The following is a 19613-nucleotide window of genomic DNA, read 5'->3' as shown; positions in this document are numbered from 1 at the left end:
TGATTTTGGGTGCAGTTTGGTGACGAAGATATTATAGAACGCCCATGATTATTGATGAATCAAAATATCTGGTGAAAATCGCACAAACCGATTCCGAAATTTTGGCGGCACAGCGTTTGCGTTATCGGGTGTTTGTCACGGAAATGGGGGCAACGGTTAGCGATGAATGCCACCGTGCAAAACGCGAATACGATCGTTTTGATCCCTATTTCGACCATCTGATTTTAATTGATCGTGAAATTGATGATCCTGATGAAAATGTTGTCGGGGTGTATCGTCTGTTACCCAGCGATACCGCCGCACAGGGTTTGGGATTTTATGGTGACTGTGAATATGATTTTTCACCATTTACAAACAGCCAACGCAGATCGGTTGAATTGGGGCGGTCATGTTTGGCCCAAGGGCATCGCGGGGGTGGTGCACTGCATTTGTTATGGCAGGGTTTGGGCGATTATGTTGCACAAAATCAGATTGAAATCTTGTTTGGTGTGGCGTCATTTGCCGGGATTGATGCGCAAATCTATGCCCATGCATTATCGCATTTGCATCACAATCATCTGGCCCCTGAATGCATGCGCCCTGTGGCGCGTGGGAACAGCGTCGTTGACATGAATATTTTGCCACGTGATCAGGTGGATCGCCTTGCCGCCATGCGCCAAATGCCCAGTTTGATAAAATCATACCTGCGTTTGGGTGGTGTTGTTGGGGCGGGCGCCTTTGTTGATCATGCGTTCAATACGATTGATGTGTGCATGATTATGGATACGCAAAAAATGCCACAGACCCAACGTCTGCGCTACGCAAAGGGGGCATAGCATGTTTTTGTGGCATGGCCTGCCGGAACCCGCATTGACGCGGCCTACAATGGTGGGCTGGGTGTTGGTGATCCTGCGCACAACGGCGCTGGCGATTGTGATTTTTGGGTTGATGGTGCCGCTGATAATATTGCGCCTGATTGGGTTTCATCACGCAGGGCAACGGATTGTGCAATGCGCCTGTCGGATCAGTTTGCGCATTTTGGGAATACGTTTGAATGTGCATGGCACACCGATGAAACATCACGGCGGGGTGGTGGCAAATCATGCATCATGGTTGGATATTTTTTCGCTAAACGCCGCGCAACGGGTTTATTTTGTATCCAAGGCCGATGTATCAGGCTGGCCCGTGTTGGGGCCGATTGCACGCAGCACAGGCACGGTATTTATCGAACGCAAAACCACCCAAGCACATCGTCATAAATCACAGTTCAATGAACGTATCGCGATGGGGCACAAGCTTTTGTTTTTTCCAGAAGGGACAAGCACCGACGGGCGGCGTGTATTGCCATTTCGATCATCCCTGTTTGCCGCGTTTTTTGATGCGGCGCAAACGCAGGATATGTGGATACAACCCGTTTCTGTGATGTATCATGCACCAGATGGCGAACGCGCAGATTTTTATGGCTGGTGGGGTGATATGAGCTTTGGCGCGCATTTTGGCATGGTGTTGTCACATTGGAGACAGGGACAGATCACACTGACCTTTCACGACCCATTGCATTTAAACGCGTTTAATGATCGCAAAGAACTGGCACGTGTTGCCGAGGCGGCAGTGAAATCCAGCTTGGATTTTAGCCAAGGCGTTTGATAAACGCGCCCAACTGTGCCGCGGCCCCATCGGGTGCATCCCAAATCTCGCTACCAAAGGCGAACCAATCCACCACGGGTGCTAGACGTTCCACCGTGTCCAGATCAAGCGATCCTTCGGCAACCACGGGAATTTCGACCATTTGTGACCACCATTCAAATGTTTCAAACGCAGCCAATTCGCCGCTGCCAAGTGCGGATTGGCCAACAGGGCCAAAACAGACGTAATCGGCACCGATTTCGCCCGCGGTCATGCCCGCATGTTTTGATGTGCCACAATGCGCGCCGATGATGGCGTCTTGGCCCAGATCCTTGCGAATATCGCGCAGGTTACGACCACCATCGGACAGGTGCACACCATCAAGCCCAAGAGGTGTCACCAATCGGTGATGCGTGTCGATCACGCATGCGACCTCGCTTTTGTGACAGGTTTCGCGCACGGCATCGGCGGTACGGCTGATGGTGGATTCATCATTGCTGGCCAATGCAATGCGCACACATGCAATATCAAATTCGTTCAACAGGCCCGCCAATTGTTTGGGGTATGTTTCCAGATCAACACTGGGCGGTGTGATCAGGTAAATTTGCGGTGTGTCTTGGTCGGCCATGATAATTCTTTCACTGTTTGTGCGTGGTTTAAACGTGCCGTGCGCATTGGTCAAAGATAAACGAAAAACGCCCGCCTGTTGGTACAGACGGGCGTTTCACTGGATTTGTTTGGATTAGCTGCGCAGAATTGAACGCCCAGCGTATTGTGCGGATGCGCCCAACAATTCTTCGATACGGATCAATTGGTTGTATTTTGCGAGCCGATCAGAACGTGCCAATGAACCAGTTTTGATTTGGCCACAGTTGGTCGCAACAGCCAGATCAGCAATGGTTGCATCCTCGGTTTCACCAGAACGGTGTGACATCACAGATGTATATCCCGCACGATGCGCCATTTCCACGGCTTCCAATGTTTCGGTCAATGTGCCGATTTGGTTCACCTTGACCAAAATGGAATTGGCCGCGCCACGTTCAATACCTGTGGACAGTCGTTTGGAGTTGGTTACGAATAAATCGTCACCCACCAATTGGCATTTGTCGCCAACCAGATCGGTCAATGCTTCCCAGCCCAACCAATCGTCTTCGTCCATGCCATCTTCAATGCTGATGATCGGATAGTTGGCAACCAGATTGGCAAGGTATTTTGCGTTATCTTCAGATGACAATTTTTTGCCTTCACCCTTGAGGTTATAAACACCGTCTTTGAAATATTCAGACGCGGCGCAATCCAGTGCCAAATGCACCTCGTCACCGGGTTTGTAGCCTGCTTTTTCGATGGACTGCATGATGAAATCAAGCGCATCTGTTGTGCTATTCAAATTGGGGGCAAAGCCACCTTCATCGCCCACACCCGTGTTATGACCAGCGGCGGATAATTCACCCTTGAGCGTGTGAAAAATTTCCGCACCAATGCGCACGGCGTCGCGGATGTTTTCAGCGGCGACAGGCATGATCATGAATTCTTGGATATCAATGGGGTTGTCGGCATGTTCGCCGCCATTGATGATGTTCATCATTGGCACGGGCAGGATGCGTGCAGATGTGCCACCCACGTAACGATAAAGTGGCTGTGCGGAATATTCCGCCGCCGCCTTGGCCGCCGCCAATGATACGCCCAAAATCGCGTTTGCACCCAAACGCGCCTTGTTTTCTGTGCCGTCCAGTTCGATCATCGCCATGTCGATTTCGACCTGTTCCATCACATCAGAGCCAACCAAGGCCTCTGCGATTTCGCCGTTCACGGCATCCACGGCCTTGAGCACGCCTTTGCCTTTGTAACGGTTTTTATCGCCATCGCGCAGTTCCACCGCCTCGTGTGCGCCAGTGGATGCACCAGATGGTACGGCCGCACGCCCCAATGTGCCGTCTTCTAGCATCACGTCAACCTCGACAGTTGGGTTGCCGCGGCTGTCCAAGATTTCTCGGCCGATAATGTCGATAATTGTGCTCATGGGGGGGATTCCTTTGCAGAGTTTCGTTCACGCATTCTTTAGCGTGCGAAATGCCGTTAGGGAAGGTTTAAGAGCGTTTTTCACGCCATAACAGCACCAAACCAGACATGATGATGCCAAATGACCCCAGATAGGTTTGCCAATCGGGGCGTTCGCCAAAAAACACAATCCCAAAGAAGAGCGCGAACAACAGCCGCGAATAGCGAAATGGTGCCACATCGGATAGGGGGGCGATGCGCATCGACATGGTGACGGTCACGTAACCAATGGCGGAAAAGAGCAAGATCACCGCCGCATGGCCCAAAGTGTGAAGCGGGGGCAAAATCGCACCACCAGTGATCAAGCTGACCGCGATGCCTGTCGGGATCAACACCAGATAACCGTATACAGAAAGCTGCATCGTTGAAACGCTGTCTTTGACAGGGCGGGTTGCCAAATCGCGGATCGACAGACCAAACATCCCCAACAGTGCAAAGAGTGCGTAGGGGTTAAACCCATCCAGCCCTGGGCGGATGATCAACAAAACACAGAAAAAACCAACAGTGATTGCAAGCCAACGCCGCCAGCCCACGGATTCTTTAAAAAACAAAACCGCGCCCAGTGTCACCACCAATGGCGTGGCCTGTTGAATGGCGGAAACGGTGGAAATCGGGATCAAGGTGATGGATGTGATAATCCCCATGGACCCAAAAGATTCCCCCAGATTGCGGATAATCACCGCACGATCAAAGAATGATTTGGAAAATGGTTTTTGTCCCTTTGCGATACAAATGGTGGCAAATAAAATTGTACCACCAATGCCAAGTGCGAGAACGATTTGCCCCGATGTCATCACGCCAGAGGATGCTTTGATAAATGCATCCGACAGGGCAAAGCCCAGCATGGACAGGATCATTAATAAGATACCCTTGCGGGTATTGGGATTCATGATTTATCCGATTTTTTGATTGGCACACCATAAAGTTCAAGCCGATGTCCGCGTAATTCATAGCCAAGTTTTTGGGCGATTTTTTCTTGTAATGCTTCGATGTCGGGATCGACAAATTCGATCACATCACCCGAATGCATATCAATCAGATGATCGTGATGATCGCGGGTTGCATCCTCGTAACGGGCGCGGCCATCGCCAAATTCGTGACGTTCCAAAATGCCCGCTTCTTCGAAGAGTTTGACGGTGCGATAAACGGTTGCGATGGAAATAGCGGCATCAATTGCAACGGCGCGGTTAAACAATTCATCCACATCAGGGTGATCGCGCGCATCTTCCAGCACACGTGCGATGATGCGGCGCTGTTCGGTCATGCGCAGACCCGATGCCTCGCAGCGTTGGATGATGGTGTCAGCCATATGAATGCTCGTCTTTACATTTTTGCCAGCGTAGCAATGCCAGCAATGAGGTTAAACCAAAATCTGTTGTGTTCATCACAACAGATCAGGTTCACGTCCCAATTTGTTTGCCAATGGTGCGATGGTCAGGCCCTGAATGATGATCGAAAAAATCACCACAACATATGTTGCCGTCAGGATCGCAGGTTTCCATTCGCTGTCGGGCAATGACAGTGCCAGCGCAACCGAAATACCACCCTTTAACCCACCCCATGTCATGATCGGGATCACGTCGGATGGGAATGTGCGAAATGGTTTGAGCATGATGATCGGCACAGCCACCGCCATCAGGCGTGCAAACAGTGCCAGTGCGATGACGATCACGCCGCTTAACATTGCATCCATGCTGAATGCGACTGCGAAGACTTCGATCCCGATTAACAGGAATAAGATTGCATTGAGGATTTCATCAACCAATTCCCAGAACCCATCAAGATAGCGCCGTGTTTGTTCTGTCATGCCGTATTTGACGCCAACATCACCAATGAACAACCCTGCGACCACGGCCATAATTGGCCCTGACATATGAAGATATACCGCCAGTTGATAGCCACCAAAGGCGAGGCCAAGCGACAGTAGAACCTCTAGCGCGTAATCATCAATGCGGCGCATCACTTGGAACACGAGATAGCCAAGTACCGCACCCAAAATGGCACCGCCAAGGGCCTCTTGCACAAATAATTTTGCGGCACCTTCCAAACCTTCGCCATGGGCATCACCGGTGGGGAATGCGATGCCAACCAACACCAAAAACACGACATAGCCAACGCCATCGTTAAACAGGCTTTCGCCCGCGATTTTTGTTTCCAGTTCTTTGCGAAGGTTTGCTTCGCGTAGCACACCCAGAACCGCCACAGGATCAGTTGGTGAAATCAATGCGCCAAACACCAGTGCAATCAAGATGGGTGCGCCCATGAGCCAGCTAAACCCATATCCAACGATCACGGTGGAAATACCGATGCCAATGGTCGCCATCAGCGCCACAACCCAGCCCTGTTGGCGCAGATCGCCCATTTTCACATGCAATGCACCCGCGAAAAGCAATAATCCAAGCATGCCCTCGAGCAGGGCTTCGGAAAATTCGATTTCATTGACCACGCTGCGAATTTCGCTGGTCATGCCAAGGGCGGGAAATGCCAGATCAAGCCCCATCACCACAAGTGATGCCAGCAAGGCCACAACCAAGATACCGATAGATGAGGGGAGCCGCAGGAAAAGATAATTGATGGCGCCAAACGCCCCTGCCAATACGATCAACAAAGAGGCGACTTGTAAAATGGTCATGAAATGCATCCGTTATATCTGTTTGATTTGGGTTTAACACCGCGCAGGGATTCAAGTAAACAGACAAGCGTCAATCATTGCCAGTTGAAGAAATAAAAAAGGCGCCACCAAAAAGGTGACGCCAGCATTGGGTAAATGCGTGTGTTCCCAATACTATTCGTCGAAATTAACTTGCTCGACGAGTTTCAAAGATGCAGGGCGCAGATTTGCGATATCAATCAATGGGGTCGCATCTGGTGTGAATTCACCCCAGCTTGCCACCAATTCAGATGGTTTCGCACCTGGCTTTAATGGGAATTCGCCGTTCACTTCTGCATAAAGCTCTTGGGCAGGTGCAGAGGACAAGAATTCGATCAATTTCATTGCGGATTCTTTGTTTGGCGCCGCCTTTGTCATCGCAACGCCTGACAGGTTCATATGTGTGCCTGCGTTTTCAAATGTTGGATAGATAATGCGAACAGAATTTGCCCATTCTTTTTGTTCTTCGTCCGCCAGCATTTTGGCCATGTAATATGTGTTACCTACGGAGATATCACATTCGCCGGCGTAAATCGCCTTGACCTGTGCGCGATCATTCCCTTGTGGTTTGCGTGCAAGGTTTGATTTCAAACCTTCAAGCCAAGTTTTTGCACCTTCTTCGCCGTGATGTGCAATTACCGCAGATGTCAGGGCAAGGTTATAGGCATTCAAGCCAGAGCGGATACAAATGCGCCCTTTCCATTTTGGATCGGCCAAGTCTTCGTATGTTGTCACTTCGCCATCGGCAACGCGATCTTTGGATGCGTAAACGATACGTGCGCGTGATGTCAGACCAAACCAATGGCCGTTTGGATCACGAAATTCCGCGGGGATGTTTGCGTTGATGGTTTCTGACACAACGGGTTGTGTTACACCTGCATTTGCCACTTCTGACAGGCGGGAAATATCAACGGTCATCACCAAATCAGCAGGAGAGCGATCGCCCTCTGCCACAAGACGTTCAACCAAACCTTTGTTCAAAAAGGCCACGTTGACCTTGATGCCCGTTTCTTTGGTAAAGGCATCAAACAATGGTGTAACCAATTCAGGTTGGCGATATGAATAAACATTCACTTCATCCGCGATCAGGGGGGTGGAAATTGTCGCGGTCACAGTCGCGAGCAAAGCATTGCGCAGGGTTTTGAACATGTCGAATCCTTGTGGTTAAATTTGCCCTTCTTTAACCTGACAAAAACACTTGGACAATACCTGATTAAAATAATCGGAAAAAAATTATGCGCGAAATAACGCATTTCCAACGCACAAAAGCGCAAATCCAGAACATATCGTGCGCACCACATTCCAAAAATACCAATCACGTGCATAAGCGCCCCAAATTTCATCACCCTGTGCGGCATTGATTGTGGCGGTATCCACCAGCATCAAGGATTGGTTCATTGGAACATTGATCAGCATGGTAATCAAAATCCCACCGCCCAGATAAATCATCCCCGCAACGGCCAGCCAAATCGCGCTGGTTGGGCGCATATTGGCACGCGCAAGGGCACAAGCGATAAAACAGGCAATCGGAGGCAGAAAGAAAAACGGGAAAAAGATTGGGTTTCGGATGGCGCCATTAATGGCGTTCATTGCATTGATTGCATCAATACCAGCCATCGTATTTAACCCATTGATGCCAGAGGCAACATAGGCATAGAAAAACCCAAATATCCCCCCGACCAAGATCAATGAAATTGACAATGACAGGCGAAACATAAGGGCCATTTGATTATCCTGTGGTTTTTTCCGTTGCGGTTTGAATGGTGTTATATTGTGATGCGATGGTGCCTTTGCCATTTGATGGTGCTGCAATTAACGACCACGCGGCAATGACAAATGCAATCAGTATCGCCCCAAATGATGCAGCGGTTTTTAATGTTGTTGTTTCACGCCCCAATAAAAATACCGCACCAAGCAATGCGCAAATATGTGCAGTAATACGCAAAATCGTATCTGCATTTTGACCATTTATCATCACGCTCAGCGCAACGGCCAAGCCGCCAAAGACCACAATCATCACGGCCAAGGTTTGAAATAACAAATCAGGCAGACGAAACCGCGTGACTTGTAACAACAGGATTGAAATAAGCGGTGCGACAACAGACAGATCCGCACCAAATGCGATGACCGATTGAATGATGCTGACGCGTTCACCCGATATGCTGTTGATGAACTGGCTTTGGCTTGGCATCAGGCCAAACAGAATGACCACTGCCATCAGCCCCAATATAATAGTGCGTTTATCCATTGCGTTCCCCCGCTTTGACCGCATCCCACATTGCGTCCATTTCCTCTAGATAAGATTGGTCTGGCGTTTTTCCAAGGGCGGCAAGTTTATCTTCGACACCTTCGAAACGACGGGTAAATTTTGCATTGGCGCTGCGCAAGGCCTCTTCGGGATCGATTTTCAAATGACGCGCCAAATTGGCCATGACAAACATCAGATCACCAAATTCTTCGACCTGTTTGTCATGGGGCAGGGATTGCACCGCCTCGACCAATTCGCCCGCCTCTTCGGTGATTTTATCCAAGACTTCTGTCGTGCTGGGCCAATCAAACCCAACGCGTGCAGCACGTTTTTGCAATTTCGTGGCGCGGGTTAATGCGGGTAGGTTGATCGCAACACCATCCAATGTGCGTGCGGGTGCGTCCCCTTTGGCCGCGCGTTCTGCGGCCTTGATCTTTTCCCAATCGGCGGTTTGTTGGGCGGCGGATTTATCGCGGCTTTCATCGCCAAACACATGGGGGTGGCGATGGATCATTTTATCGGCGATGGATTTGGTCACACTGGCAAAATCAAAATGCCCGTCCTCGGCCCCCATTTGGGTGAAATAGACGACCTGTAATAATAAATCGCCAAGCTCGCCTTCCAGATCATCCATATCGCCCTGTTGGATTGCATCGGCAACTTCGTAAGCCTCTTCAATCGTGTAGGGGGCGATGGTGTCATAGGTTTGTTCAATATCCCATGGACAGCCATTTTCAGGGTCACGCAATCGCGCCATGATTTCCAATAATCGGGGCAAGCCGCCATCGGGATTAAGACAAAGTTCTTGGCTGGCTGAATAATCTTTTGTCATCGAATGTCTTTTCTGCAAATGATAATGCTTGCCCCTATGGTATCGCAAATTTGAACGGAGTCGACACCCCATGCCAGTAATCAACCGCATCGCAGATTATTTTGACGAAATGAAAGGGTGGCGCCAGCATATCCATACCAATCCAGAGGTCGGGTTTGAATGCCATGAAACGGCGGCATTCGTGGCGGATCGTTTGCGCGAATTTGGGGTGGATGATATTTCGACGGGCTGGGCAAAAACCGGTGTGGTGGCCGTGATCAATGGCAAAGGTGATGGTGGCACGATTGCGCTTCGCGCCGATATGGACGCATTGCCAATGCCAGAAGAAACGGGGCTGGAATACGCATCGCAAAACGCGGGGAAAATGCATGCCTGTGGCCATGATGGGCATACGACCATGTTATTGGGTGCGGCGAAATATTTGGCGGAAACCCGTAATTTTTCAGGCCGCGTTGTGTTGATTTTCCAACCCGCAGAAGAAGGCGGCGGGGGTGCAGGTGTGATGGTCGATGAAGGGTTGGTTGAAAAATACGAGATCGATCAGACCTATGCGTTGCATAACCTGCCCAATTTGCCGATTGGGCAATTTGAAACCACACGTGGGCCGATTATGGCGGCGGCGGATGATTTTTCCATTGAAATAAGCGGGCGCGGTGGGCATGCGGCGTACCCCCATGGCACGATTGATCCGATCATCGTGGCCACCCAAATGGTGCAAGCATTTCAATCCATTGTCAGCCGAAATGTTGATCCGATTGACACCGCCGTTTTGACCATCACCCAGATCCACGCAGGCACAACCACAAATGTGATCCCCGAAACCGCGCGATTGGTTGGCACGGTGCGCACGTTTAAATCCGAAGTGAAGGACATGATAAAATCGCGCATGGAAACCATCATGCACAATACTGCCGATGCGTTTGGCGCAAGCGTTTCGATGAAATACAATGATGGCTATCCTGCCACGGTGAACCACGCCGAAGAGGCGGATTTTGCCGCATCGGTTGCGGCGGGTATTGTTGGCGATGATAAGGTCACATCAGATGTGCCACCCAGCATGGGTGCAGAAGATTTCGCCTATTTTTTACAAAAATCAAAGGGTGCGTATTTGTTTGTCGGAAATGGGCCAAGCGCCGGGCTTCACCACACCAAATACAATTTCAATGACGAGGCGGCACCCTATGGCGCGACATTCTTTGCCCGTTTGGTGGAAACCGCACAGCCAGTTTAAGGCGTTTGGCGTTTGCGTGCATTGGGTGTGATATGCGCAAACGCATCGTCGCCATATGATTTGACGACTTCTGTAATCACAACGTGAAAACCGCCATACCATTCGATGTAACGTTTCTTTGCCTCGATATGGGATGGGTGGCGCGAAAACTGTTTCAGCGCGGCCATGTTATCCCAATAATAAATCGAGTTGCGTTTTTTGCCATCTTGGCTGACCCAATTTTCTTTGCCCAGATACCCATCTGTATCTTCTGCCGCTTGCAAGATCAGCGCATCAAGGCGAAAGAATTCATCGTCCAAATTGGTTTCGGTAAAGATGAAATTGGCGGTAAACATGATTATGCCAACGCTGATTTCAACGCCTGTTCCAGATCAGCAATCAAATCATCGGCGTTTTCAATGCCAACGGACAGACGCAACAGGTTGGGCGGCGTGCCGTAATCGGGGCCCTCAACGGTAAAGCGATGCTCGATCAAGCTTTCAACCCCGCCAAGCGATGTGGCGGGCAGGAATAGGTTTGTGCTGGCCGCAACATTTCGGGCTTGGTCCTCTGATCCATTCACACGAATTGATAACATCCCGCCAAATCCACGGGTCATTTGGCGTTTTGCAACATCGTGACCTGGATCATTGGGCAGGCCGGGATATTGAACAGCCTCGATCAGTGGGTGGTTTTCAAAATGTGTGGCGATTTTCAGGGCATTGGCACAGGCCGCATCCCAGCGCACATATAATGTGCGCAAACCGCGCATCAACAACCATGATTCAAAACCGGGCAGGGCGGTGCCCTGTAATTTGCGCACCTCGCGCATGTCTTCCCAACGTGGGTTTTGATCGTTGGTGCATAATACACCCGCCGTCACATCCGAATGACCATTGAGGTATTTTGTCGCCGAATGGAAAACGATATCCGCGCCCAGTTCCAAGGCGCGTGTTGTGGGTGGGGGTGCGGTTGTGGAATCCACCACCAATATCGCACCGTGCGTATGTGCAATACCCGCTACAGCAGCGATGTCTGTTACCGCCCATGTCGGGTTGGTGGGCGTTTCAACCCAGACCATTGCCGTATCATCGCGCATCACATCGCGCAGGCTATCCAAATCTGCGGGTGTGTATTTCGACAGGGTTAAATAACCTTTGTCCTCTTGGCGTTGCATCCAAACCAATACGCCAAAATACATGTTTTCGGGCACCACGATATGTGCCCCCGCTGGCAATGATTCCAAAACTGCACAGGCGGCGGACAGACCAGAATTGAACAGCATCGCATCACCAGCACGTTCAATTTCGGCCAAAACCGTTTCACATTGTAAACATGTTGGCGTGCCATAGCGCGAATAGATATAGCCGCGCGTTTCATAATCATCATCACGCGCATAGGTGGCGGCGGTGTGAATGGGGGCAATGACCGCGCCCGTTACAGGATCAATCTGCCCTGCGGCCTGTGCCGCGATGGTTTCGGGTGACAGGCGGTCATTGCGTTTTTTCATATTGGTTTAACGTCCGCGATAAGGTTCGACATATTGCAATGCCATATCCCAAGGAAAGAAGATCCACGTATCTTGGGATACTTCGGTGATAAAGCTTTGCACCTGTGGGCGTCCCTTTGGTTTGGCGTAAACAGTGGCGAAATGCGCGTTTGGCAACATTTCACGCACCACTTCCAGTGTTTTGCCACTGTCGACCAGATCGTCGATCACCAACACACCTGTACCATCGCCAACCAATTCGGCATCTGGTGATTTTAACACGGTTGCCTTGGATGATTGATCTTGGTGGTCGTATGATTTCACGCTGATGGTATCAACAGTGCGGATATCCAATTCACGCGCCACAATCATTGCAGGGGCCATGCCACCACGTGTGATGGCAACAACTGCTTTCCATTCGCCATCATTGGGACCTTTGCCATCCAGTCGCCATGCCAATGCGCGGCTGTCGCGGTGAAGTTGATCCCAGCTTACGTGGAAACCTTTTTCATGGGGGAGCTGTGTTGTCATTCTTTACGTCCTGTAACGACGTCAATGTCGGGGGCATCTTCGGCCTTCATGCCCACCACGTGATAACCCGCATCAACGTGCAGGTTTTCGCCCGTCACGCCAGATGACAGATCTGACAACAGATACATCGCAGATTTACCAACATCCGCGGTGGATACATTGCGGCGCAGTGGTGAATTCAATTCGTTCCATTTCAGGATATAGCGGAAATCACCAATGCCAGATGCAGCCAATGTTTTAATCGGCCCCGCAGACAGCGCATTCACGCGAATGTTTTTCGGACCCAAATCCATCGCCATATATTTAACGGATGCTTCCAATCCGGCCTTAGCAATGCCCATGACATTATAATGCGGCATCACCATTTCCGCACCGTAATAGGTGAGGGTGAGCAATGAGCCACCATCAGGCATCATTTTTTCGGCGCGCTGGGCAATGGCGGTGAATGAATAAACAGAAATATCCATGGTCATGCGGAAATTTTCCGCACTGGTGTCGACATAGCGCCCGCGCAATTCGTTTTTGTCGGAAAAGCCAATGGCGTGAACGACAAAGTCCAACTTGCCCCATTTTTTCTCTAATGCGGCGAATAATGCGTCGATGGATTCCGCATTGGTAACGTCACATTCTAAAACGGTGTCACAGCCGATGCTTTCTGCCAATGGCAGTACGCGTTTGCCCAATGCTTCGCCCTGATATGAAAACGCCATTTCGGCACCTTGTTCGTGACAAGCCTGTGCAATGCCCCATGCGATGGACTGTTTGTTGGCGACGCCCATAATCAAGCCGCGTTTGCCATCCATTATGCCTTTGCTCATATTTTGACCTTTTCGTTTGTGTTTGCACTGGTTTAATTCATGCGACCCGCTGCATCAAGCATTCTAGTGTCAATTTTGCACTTGTCGCATTGTGGTAACAAACCTAAAGCTATAATCGCGAAAAGATGGAGATCATGCATGTCGGACAGAGCTGGGATTTTTGCGGGCGAAAATCCGTTCGAATTGGTCAAGGATTGGCTGGCAGAGGCGCGCGATGTGGAGCCCAACGATCCCAACGCAATGGCGCTGTCGACGGTGGACAGCACGGGCATGCCAAATGTGCGTGTGGTTTTGTTGAAAGACATCACCGATGATGGATTCGTATTTTACACAAATTACGAAAGCGCAAAGGCGCAAGAGCTGGAATCAGCGGGCAAAGCTGCATTTGTTATCCACTGGAAATCACTGCGTCGCCAAATCCGCGTGCGTGGCACAATTGAAAAATTTGATAACGCAGCGGCGGATGCATATTATGAATCGCGATCCGTGGCCAGCCGCATCGGCGCCTGGGCCAGCGCGCAATCGCGCCCCTTGGAAAGCCGCGAAACATTGCAAAAACGTGTCGATGCGATGCGCCGCGAACATGGTGGCGACCCCAAACGCCCACCACATTGGGGTGGGTATTGTATTACCCCGCAAGAAATTGAATTTTGGGCCGATGGTGCGAACCGTTTGCATGACCGTTTTTTATGGAAACGAGGCAATGTCAAAGACGAATGGAACATTCAACGCCTCAACCCATAGGCGTCAATTCTTTGATATTCTAATAAATTTAAGTAAATTCAAAAAAATTCCGTGCACTTTGACTGGTTTTAGTCTTAAAACGGGCGCAAGGGGATTTCGGTGAAATGATACAGAAGACTGGTAAGATAAAGTGGTTCGACACCGCCAAAGGGTTTGGCTTTGTTGTTGATGACCAAGGTGGGGCGGACATCTTGTTACACGCAAATGTGCTGCGTGATTTCGGGTTAAGCTCGGTTGTAGAAAATTCGGTGATTGTTGCACAGACCGTTGAAACGGAACGTGGGCAACAGGTGACCAAGATCATCTCGCTGGATTTGCCTGATGCGCAATCTGTGCAGAGCGATATGCAAATCCCGCAAGGTGATTTTTCCGCACTGCCATTATTGGCCGCCCGTGCAAAATGGTTTGATAAAACCAAAGGTTTCGGATTTGTGAATGTCTTTGGTTCATCTGATGATATATTCTTACATGTAGAAGTGCTACGCGCTTATGGCATGGCAGAGTTACAACAAGGTGAAGCAATTGCGATTAAAATTTCGGATGGCCCTCGGGGCAAAATGGTTGTCGAAGTCCGCCCTTGGGATTTTGCCGCCCCTCGCTAGCATCTTTATCGCGCTGTGTTTAACCAGCGCGGCATTTGCAAAAACATGTACAGTTGATGTTGTAAACCTGCGTTGGGATGGGGGCGCAGTGCGTTTTCAATCCGAAGTGGTGGATACAGTCGAAGAACGCGCACAAGGGTTGATGCATCGTGAATCGATGGCGCGATATTCTGGTATGTTATTTGTATATGATCGCCCACAACCCGTGGCATTTTGGATGGAAAACACATTGATCCCTCTCGACATGTTGTTTTTTGATTCCGCAGGGCGTTTGCAACATATCCATGAAAATGCCGTGCCATTGGATCGCACCAGCATTTATGGAGGTGAATCGATTCAATATGTTTTGGAAATTAATGGTGGTATGGCGGCGAAATTACGTATTCCTGAGGGCGCAGAAATCCAGCACCCGTCAATTTTAAATGAATTTGCCGCCTGGCCATGCAAGGAAATGCAATAAGGCGCGTTTTAGGGCTTTTCAATCCTGCAGGAGTTTTGTAAACGCTGCATCAGTCGGGGCGTGGCGCAGTCTGGTAGCGCACTTGTTTTGGGTACAAGGGGTCGTTGGTTCGAATCCAGCCGTCCCGACCATTTTCAAAAATCACAGTTGAACCGTTGCATCACGCAATATGTTCACTGTGATTTTTTGCTTTTGGAATGACTTTTGCGCCAATGAATTGTCATCAAAGTGTTACGGTTTGCGGATATTCTAAAAAACTGTGATTCAACCACAACATGTTGATAACTGTTGTCGGTTTTGCCCATCAAATTGCTATCCCTGCTAAAACATTCACTAAATTTTAACTGACGTTTACGTCCCGTTGCTAATTCGTTCACCGCATCTTGTGGATAGGTTTCTGTCAATAACAAAATCTTGAAAAAATCTGAATATTTCCGTTGACCGATTCAACGTGATCGTACACTTTGTGCAGGCAGCAAACGCAAACACAACATCTGGTGTATCACAACAAGTGGTGCGCAATTATTTGAAACCGCCAAGGGGGCTAAGACGTCGGTTAACGACGCTGGAGTCGCGGGCAATATTAGTGACCAATAGGGGCAGCAATGAAAATTGAACGTCGTTTTACGCAAGAAAACAAAGACGCATACGCAGATATCGCATTTCACAAAACTACGTCTGAAATCCGCAACCCTGACGGGTCTGTGGTTTTTTCTTTGGACGATGTAGAAGTTCCAGAATCATGGAGCCAGGTCGCCGCTGATGTGATTGCACAGAAATATTTCCGCAAAGCGGGCGTATCCGCGGATTTGGTGAAAATCAAAGAAGACGACGTTCCAGAATTTTTGTGGCGCTCTGCACCAGCGGACGGCAAGCAAGTTAAATCAGGCGATGTGTATTCTGGTGAAACATCATCCAAACAAGTGTTCGATCGTCTTGCAGGTGCTTGGGCATATTGGGGTTGGAAAGGTGGCATGTTTGATTCTGAATCAGATGCGCGTGCCTATTACGATGAAATGCGTTTCATGTTGGCCAACCAAATGGCCGCACCAAACAGCCCACAGTGGTTTAACACAGGTTTGCACTGGGCATATGGCATTGATGGCCCATCACAAGGGCACCATTACGTTGACTACAAAACAGGCGAGCTGACAAAATCGACCAGCTCTTATGAACATCCACAGCCACACGCGTGTTTCATCCAATCTGTTGGTGATGATTTGGTGAACGACGGTGGCATCATGGATTTGTGGGTGCGCGAAGCACGTCTGTTTAAATACGGCTCGGGCACTGGCACCAACTTTTCCTCCCTGCGTGGTGCGAACGAGTCGCTTGGCGGCGGCGGTAAATCATCTGGCTTGATGTCCTTCCTGAAAATTGGGGACAGGGCCGCCGGCGCCATCAAGTCGGGTGGCACAACACGCCGCGCTGCAAAAATGGTGATCTGTGATATGGACCACCCAGATGTAGAAGAATTCATCAGCTGGAAAGTGAAAGAAGAGCAAAAGGTTGCATCCCTTGTTGCCGGTTCAAAATTGCACGAAGTGAAATTGAACGAAATTTTTGAAGCGATCCGCACATGGGATGGTGCAGAGGACGGCGCATTTGATCCTAAATCAAACGCAGCATTGAAAGCGGCAATTAAATCCGCGAAAAAATCAATGATCCCGGAAACATATGTAAACCGAGTGTTGCAATACGCACGCCAAGGTTATTCATCCATTGAATTCCCAACATATGACACCGATTGGGATTCAGAGGCATACGTGACCGTTGCTGGGCAAAATTCAAACAACTCTGTGCGCGTCACAGATGCGTTTTTGAAAGCAGTCAAAGCAGACGCCGATTGGGAATTGATCCGCCGCACCGATGGCAAAGTTGCCAAAACGGTCAAAGCACGCGATCTGTGGGAAGAAGTTGGCCACGCGGCATGGGCATGTGCCGATCCGGGTGTGCAATATCACGACACAATCAACGCGTGGCACACATGCCCAGAAGACGGCGCGATCCGTGGTTCGAACCCGTGTTCTGAATATATGTTCCTTGATGATACGGCCTGTAACCTTGCATCCATGAACCTGTTGAAATTCTATCAAAACGACACGTTCATGGCCGACGATTACATGCACGCCTGTCGTTTGTGGACAATGACATTGGAAGTGTCTGTTTTGATGGCACAATTCCCATCACCTGAAATTGCAGAGCGTTCATATAAATTCCGTACATTGGGTCTGGGTTACGCCAATATCGGTGGCTTGTTGATGAACATGGGCTTTTCATACGACAGTGATGAAGGGCGTGCATTATGTGGTGCGTTGACCGCTGTCATGACAGGTGTGTCATATGCAACATCCGCCGAAATGGCCAAAGAGTTGGGGCCATTCCCAGGATATGCGAAAAACGCACAGCATATGTTGCGTGTTATGCGTAACCACAAACGTGCGGCATTTGGCAAAAAAGCAGGCTACGAGGGGTTGGAGGTGAAACCAGTTGCACTGGATCACAAAAACTGTCCTGATAAAATCTTGTCCGAATTATCCAAAACCGTCTGGGAGGAAGCAGTCGCGCTGGGCGAACAGCATGGCTATCGCAACGCACAGGTGTCTGTTATCGCGCCAACAGGTACAATCGGTCTGGTTATGGATTGTGACACCACAGGGATCGAGCCAGATTTTGCATTGGTGAAATTCAAAAAATTGGCCGGTGGTGGTTATTTCAAAATCATCAACCAATCGGTTCCTGCGGCATTGGCAAAACTTGGCTATGGCACGGCACATTCCGAGGAAATCGTTTCATATGCGGTGGGTCATGGTTCCATGGGCAATGCGCCTGACATTAACCACACCACGCTGACAGGCCATGGTTTTGGCAAGGCGGAATTGGATAAAATCGAAGCGGCATTGCCAACAGCATTTGATATTCGTTTCGTGTTCAACCAATGGACATTGGGCGAAGATTTCTGCAAAGGCACATTGGGCATTCCAACGGCATTGTTGAACGACCCATCATTTGATTTGCTGACACATCTTGGGTTTAGCAAAAAACAAGTTGAGGCCGCGAATAATCACATTTGTGGTACGATGACACTGGAAGGTGCTCCGCATCTGAAAGAAGAGCATTACGGTGTGTTTGATTGCGCCAATGCATGTGGCAAAATCGGGACACGCTATTTGTCCGTGGACAGCCACATCACCATGATGGCAGCGGCCCAATCGTTTATCTCTGGTGCGATTTCAAAAACCATCAACATGCCAAATGATGCAACAATCGAAGAATGCCAAGCGGCATATGAATTGTCTTGGTCATTGGGGGTAAAGGCAAACGCGCTTTATCGTGATGGATCGAAATTGTCACAACCATTGTCTGGTGCATTGATCGAAGATGATGATGACGACATCGAAGAAGCGTTGATGGACGCACCTGCAGGGGATCGCGCACAAATCTTGGCTGAAAAGATTGTCGAGAAAATCGTGATCAAAGAGGTGCAAAAACGCAGCCGTGAAAAACTGCCAGAGCGCCGCAAGGGTTACACCCAAAAGGCCATCGTTGGTGGGCACAAGGTTTACTTGCGCACTGGTGAATATGAAGACGGCAAAATCGGTGAGATTTTCATTGATATGCACAAAGAGGGTGCGGGTTTCCGCGCCATGATGAACAACTTTGCCATCGCGGTTTCTGTTGGGCTTCAATACGGTGTGCCATTGGAAGAATTCGTTGATGCGTTCACATTCACACGTTTCGATCCCGCTGGCATGGTTCAGGGCAACGACAGCATCAAAAATGCGACATCCGTTTTGGATTACATTTTCCGCGAATTGGCCGTGTCATATTTGGATCGCACAGACCTTGCGCATGTGAAGCCAGAAGGCGAGAGCTTTGACACATTGGGTCGTGGTGTGGAAGAGGGTGCATCAAATGTGCAAAACCCGTCCGAAGAAAACCTGGCAGTGATCAAACAAGTGTCATCATCGGGTTATCTGCGCAAGCGTTTGCCACAAGAATTGATGGTGCTGCAAGGTGGACAATCACAATTGTTCACAGGTGACACAGGCGTTGCCACCGAGTCCGTCGCAACAGAAGCCGTTGCCGCCGCCGTTGTGGAAACAGCAGCCATGCCAAAATTGGACGAACGTGCCAAAGCAAAAATGCAAGGCTATGAAGGGGACGCATGTGGCGATTGTGGGAATTACACTTTGGTGCGCAATGGCACCTGTATGAAGTGTAACACCTGCGGCGCGACAAGCGGTTGTAGCTAAGCATCAGCATGCCCCGATCTAATGGCGGGGCATGCGACGAATACGCGGTGAATATCACCGTGAAACAAGGTTCGGGGCGGGTGCGCTCGCCCCAGCGTTTTCAGGCCGCA

General features: G+C 49.8%; 20 protein-coding genes and 1 tRNA gene. 8 read left to right on the top strand and 13 right to left on the bottom strand.

Features of this window, described 5'->3' with window-relative positions; all coding sequences use genetic code 11:
- Positions 1-44 precede the first annotated feature (44 nt).
- Both BFP76_RS03055 and olsA read left to right on the top strand, forming a co-directional pair.
- Positions 45-815: a GNAT family N-acetyltransferase gene (locus BFP76_RS03055; RefSeq protein WP_099591706.1), complete on the top strand. Its 771-nt coding sequence runs from the start codon at positions 45-47 to the stop codon at positions 813-815.
- Position 816: 1 nt separating this feature from the next.
- Complete coding sequence (gene olsA / locus BFP76_RS03050; protein WP_099591705.1) at positions 817-1626, top strand: lyso-ornithine lipid O-acyltransferase; 810 nt, start codon at positions 817-819, stop codon at positions 1624-1626.
- On the opposite strand, the gene BFP76_RS03045 is transcribed toward olsA, so the two are convergent.
- From BFP76_RS03045 to mazG, 9 genes are all read right to left on the bottom strand, one after another.
- On the bottom strand, positions 1610-2233 hold the full coding sequence (locus BFP76_RS03045; RefSeq protein WP_099591916.1) for a thiamine phosphate synthase: 624 nt from the start codon (positions 2231-2233) through the stop codon (positions 1610-1612). The genes olsA and BFP76_RS03045 overlap by 17 nt on opposite strands.
- Positions 2234-2347: 114 nt before the next feature.
- A complete protein-coding gene (gene eno / locus BFP76_RS03040) occupies positions 2348-3625 on the bottom strand; it encodes a phosphopyruvate hydratase (protein ID WP_099591704.1) in 1278 nt (425 codons plus the stop codon).
- A gap of 67 nt (positions 3626-3692) precedes the next feature.
- Positions 3693-4553 (bottom strand): DMT family transporter, encoded by an 861-nt coding sequence (locus BFP76_RS03035; RefSeq protein ID WP_099591703.1) that lies wholly within the window; start codon positions 4551-4553, stop codon positions 3693-3695.
- Positions 4550-4972, bottom strand: coding sequence for a Fur family transcriptional regulator (locus tag BFP76_RS03030; protein ID WP_099591702.1), 423 nt, complete (start codon positions 4970-4972; stop codon positions 4550-4552). The genes BFP76_RS03035 and BFP76_RS03030 overlap by 4 nt, the downstream gene beginning before the upstream one ends.
- A gap of 75 nt (positions 4973-5047) precedes the next feature.
- Positions 5048-6295, bottom strand: a complete 1248-nt coding sequence (locus BFP76_RS03025; RefSeq protein WP_099591701.1) for a cation:proton antiporter — start codon at positions 6293-6295, stop codon at positions 5048-5050.
- A 153-nt stretch (positions 6296-6448) separates the two neighbouring features.
- Complete coding sequence (locus BFP76_RS03020) at positions 6449-7462, bottom strand: Fe(3+) ABC transporter substrate-binding protein (protein WP_099591700.1); 1014 nt, start codon at positions 7460-7462, stop codon at positions 6449-6451.
- 84 nt (positions 7463-7546) lie between these two features.
- Complete coding sequence (locus tag BFP76_RS03015) at positions 7547-8038, bottom strand: anthrone oxygenase family protein (protein WP_165775646.1); 492 nt, start codon at positions 8036-8038, stop codon at positions 7547-7549.
- A 4-nt stretch (positions 8039-8042) separates the two neighbouring features.
- The gene (locus BFP76_RS03010) at positions 8043-8561 is read right to left on the bottom strand and encodes a hypothetical protein (RefSeq protein WP_099591698.1); all 519 of its coding nucleotides are present in this window, start codon (positions 8559-8561) and stop codon (positions 8043-8045) included.
- Positions 8554-9393, bottom strand: a complete 840-nt coding sequence (gene mazG / locus BFP76_RS03005) for a nucleoside triphosphate pyrophosphohydrolase (protein ID WP_099591697.1) — start codon at positions 9391-9393, stop codon at positions 8554-8556. The genes BFP76_RS03010 and mazG overlap by 8 nt, the downstream gene beginning before the upstream one ends.
- Positions 9394-9463: 70 nt before the next feature.
- Here mazG and BFP76_RS03000 point away from each other — a divergent pair, with 70 nt between their 5' ends.
- The gene (locus BFP76_RS03000) at positions 9464-10624 is read left to right on the top strand and encodes a M20 aminoacylase family protein (protein ID WP_099591696.1); all 1161 of its coding nucleotides are present in this window, start codon (positions 9464-9466) and stop codon (positions 10622-10624) included.
- On the opposite strand, the gene BFP76_RS02995 is transcribed toward BFP76_RS03000, so the two are convergent.
- Genes BFP76_RS02995 through fabI form a run of 4 tightly spaced genes read right to left on the bottom strand, consistent with a single transcriptional unit; the run spans position 10621 to position 13441 of the window.
- A complete protein-coding gene (locus BFP76_RS02995; protein ID WP_099591695.1) occupies positions 10621-10959 on the bottom strand; it encodes an antibiotic biosynthesis monooxygenase family protein in 339 nt (112 codons plus the stop codon). The two genes, BFP76_RS03000 and BFP76_RS02995, sit on opposite strands and share 4 nt — an antisense overlap.
- Positions 10960-10961: 2 nt before the next feature.
- Positions 10962-12113, bottom strand: a complete 1152-nt coding sequence (locus BFP76_RS02990) for a trans-sulfuration enzyme family protein (RefSeq protein ID WP_099591694.1) — start codon at positions 12111-12113, stop codon at positions 10962-10964.
- Positions 12114-12119: 6 nt separating this feature from the next.
- A complete protein-coding gene (gene gpt, locus BFP76_RS02985) occupies positions 12120-12623 on the bottom strand; it encodes a xanthine phosphoribosyltransferase (protein WP_099591693.1) in 504 nt (167 codons plus the stop codon).
- On the bottom strand, positions 12620-13441 hold the full coding sequence (fabI, locus tag BFP76_RS02980; RefSeq protein ID WP_099591692.1) for an enoyl-ACP reductase FabI: 822 nt from the start codon (positions 13439-13441) through the stop codon (positions 12620-12622). The genes gpt and fabI overlap by 4 nt, the downstream gene beginning before the upstream one ends.
- Before the next feature lie 138 nt (positions 13442-13579).
- Between fabI and pdxH the strand changes: the two genes are divergently transcribed.
- The 5 genes from pdxH (at position 13580) to BFP76_RS02950 (ending at position 19503) form a co-directional block, all read left to right on the top strand.
- A complete protein-coding gene (gene pdxH, locus BFP76_RS02975) occupies positions 13580-14185 on the top strand; it encodes a pyridoxamine 5'-phosphate oxidase (RefSeq protein WP_099591691.1) in 606 nt (201 codons plus the stop codon).
- A 104-nt stretch (positions 14186-14289) separates the two neighbouring features.
- Positions 14290-14787 (top strand): cold-shock protein, encoded by a 498-nt coding sequence (locus tag BFP76_RS02970; protein ID WP_099591690.1) that lies wholly within the window; start codon positions 14290-14292, stop codon positions 14785-14787.
- Positions 14747-15247 carry a DUF192 domain-containing protein gene (locus BFP76_RS02965; RefSeq protein ID WP_240513966.1) on the top strand — a complete coding sequence of 167 codons (501 nt, stop codon included), beginning with the start codon at positions 14747-14749 and terminating at the stop codon, positions 15245-15247. The genes BFP76_RS02970 and BFP76_RS02965 overlap by 41 nt, the downstream gene beginning before the upstream one ends.
- A 54-nt stretch (positions 15248-15301) precedes the next feature.
- A tRNA-Pro gene (locus BFP76_RS02960) sits at positions 15302-15378 on the top strand.
- 474 nt (positions 15379-15852) lie between these two features.
- The gene (locus tag BFP76_RS02950) at positions 15853-19503 is read left to right on the top strand and encodes a vitamin B12-dependent ribonucleotide reductase (protein ID WP_099591687.1); all 3651 of its coding nucleotides are present in this window, start codon (positions 15853-15855) and stop codon (positions 19501-19503) included.
- Positions 19504-19613: the final 110 nt, after the last annotated feature.

The organism is Paramylibacter kogurei (genome assembly GCF_002742285.1).
Lineage (GTDB): Bacteria > Pseudomonadota > Alphaproteobacteria > Rhodobacterales > Rhodobacteraceae > Amylibacter > Amylibacter kogurei.
The sequence above is the reverse complement of the archived record's forward strand: the minus strand, read 5'-3'. Positions and strand labels throughout refer to the sequence as shown.

What these genes read in the sequence shown, in the direction of transcription:
- BFP76_RS03025 (WP_099591701.1), bottom strand. Translation starts at nt 6,295, where the DNA reads ATGACCATTTTACAAGTCGCCTCTTTGTTGATCGTATTGGCAGGGGCG.
- BFP76_RS03020 (WP_099591700.1), bottom strand. Translation starts at nt 7,462, where the DNA reads ATGTTCAAAACCCTGCGCAATGCTTTGCTCGCGACTGTGACCGCGACA.
- BFP76_RS03035 (WP_099591703.1), bottom strand. Translation starts at nt 4,553, where the DNA reads ATGAATCCCAATACCCGCAAGGGTATCTTATTAATGATCCTGTCCATG.
- mazG (WP_099591697.1), bottom strand. Translation starts at nt 9,393, where the DNA reads ATGACAAAAGATTATTCAGCCAGCCAAGAACTTTGTCTTAATCCCGAT.
- fabI (WP_099591692.1), bottom strand. Translation starts at nt 13,441, where the DNA reads ATGAGCAAAGGCATAATGGATGGCAAACGCGGCTTGATTATGGGCGTC.
- BFP76_RS02950 (WP_099591687.1), top strand. Translation starts at nt 15,853, where the DNA reads ATGAAAATTGAACGTCGTTTTACGCAAGAAAACAAAGACGCATACGCA.
- BFP76_RS03000 (WP_099591696.1), top strand. Translation starts at nt 9,464, where the DNA reads ATGCCAGTAATCAACCGCATCGCAGATTATTTTGACGAAATGAAAGGG.
- gpt (WP_099591693.1), bottom strand. Translation starts at nt 12,623, where the DNA reads ATGACAACACAGCTCCCCCATGAAAAAGGTTTCCACGTAAGCTGGGAT.
- BFP76_RS02995 (WP_099591695.1), bottom strand. Translation starts at nt 10,959, where the DNA reads ATGTTTACCGCCAATTTCATCTTTACCGAAACCAATTTGGACGATGAA.
- BFP76_RS03015 (WP_165775646.1), bottom strand. Translation starts at nt 8,038, where the DNA reads ATGGCCCTTATGTTTCGCCTGTCATTGTCAATTTCATTGATCTTGGTC.
- olsA (WP_099591705.1), top strand. Translation starts at nt 817, where the DNA reads ATGTTTTTGTGGCATGGCCTGCCGGAACCCGCATTGACGCGGCCTACA.
- BFP76_RS02990 (WP_099591694.1), bottom strand. Translation starts at nt 12,113, where the DNA reads ATGAAAAAACGCAATGACCGCCTGTCACCCGAAACCATCGCGGCACAG.
- BFP76_RS03010 (WP_099591698.1), bottom strand. Translation starts at nt 8,561, where the DNA reads ATGGATAAACGCACTATTATATTGGGGCTGATGGCAGTGGTCATTCTG.
- pdxH (WP_099591691.1), top strand. Translation starts at nt 13,580, where the DNA reads ATGTCGGACAGAGCTGGGATTTTTGCGGGCGAAAATCCGTTCGAATTG.
- BFP76_RS03055 (WP_099591706.1), top strand. Translation starts at nt 45, where the DNA reads ATGATTATTGATGAATCAAAATATCTGGTGAAAATCGCACAAACCGAT.
- BFP76_RS03030 (WP_099591702.1), bottom strand. Translation starts at nt 4,972, where the DNA reads ATGGCTGACACCATCATCCAACGCTGCGAGGCATCGGGTCTGCGCATG.
- BFP76_RS03045 (WP_099591916.1), bottom strand. Translation starts at nt 2,233, where the DNA reads ATGGCCGACCAAGACACACCGCAAATTTACCTGATCACACCGCCCAGT.
- BFP76_RS02970 (WP_099591690.1), top strand. Translation starts at nt 14,290, where the DNA reads ATGATACAGAAGACTGGTAAGATAAAGTGGTTCGACACCGCCAAAGGG.
- eno (WP_099591704.1), bottom strand. Translation starts at nt 3,625, where the DNA reads ATGAGCACAATTATCGACATTATCGGCCGAGAAATCTTGGACAGCCGC.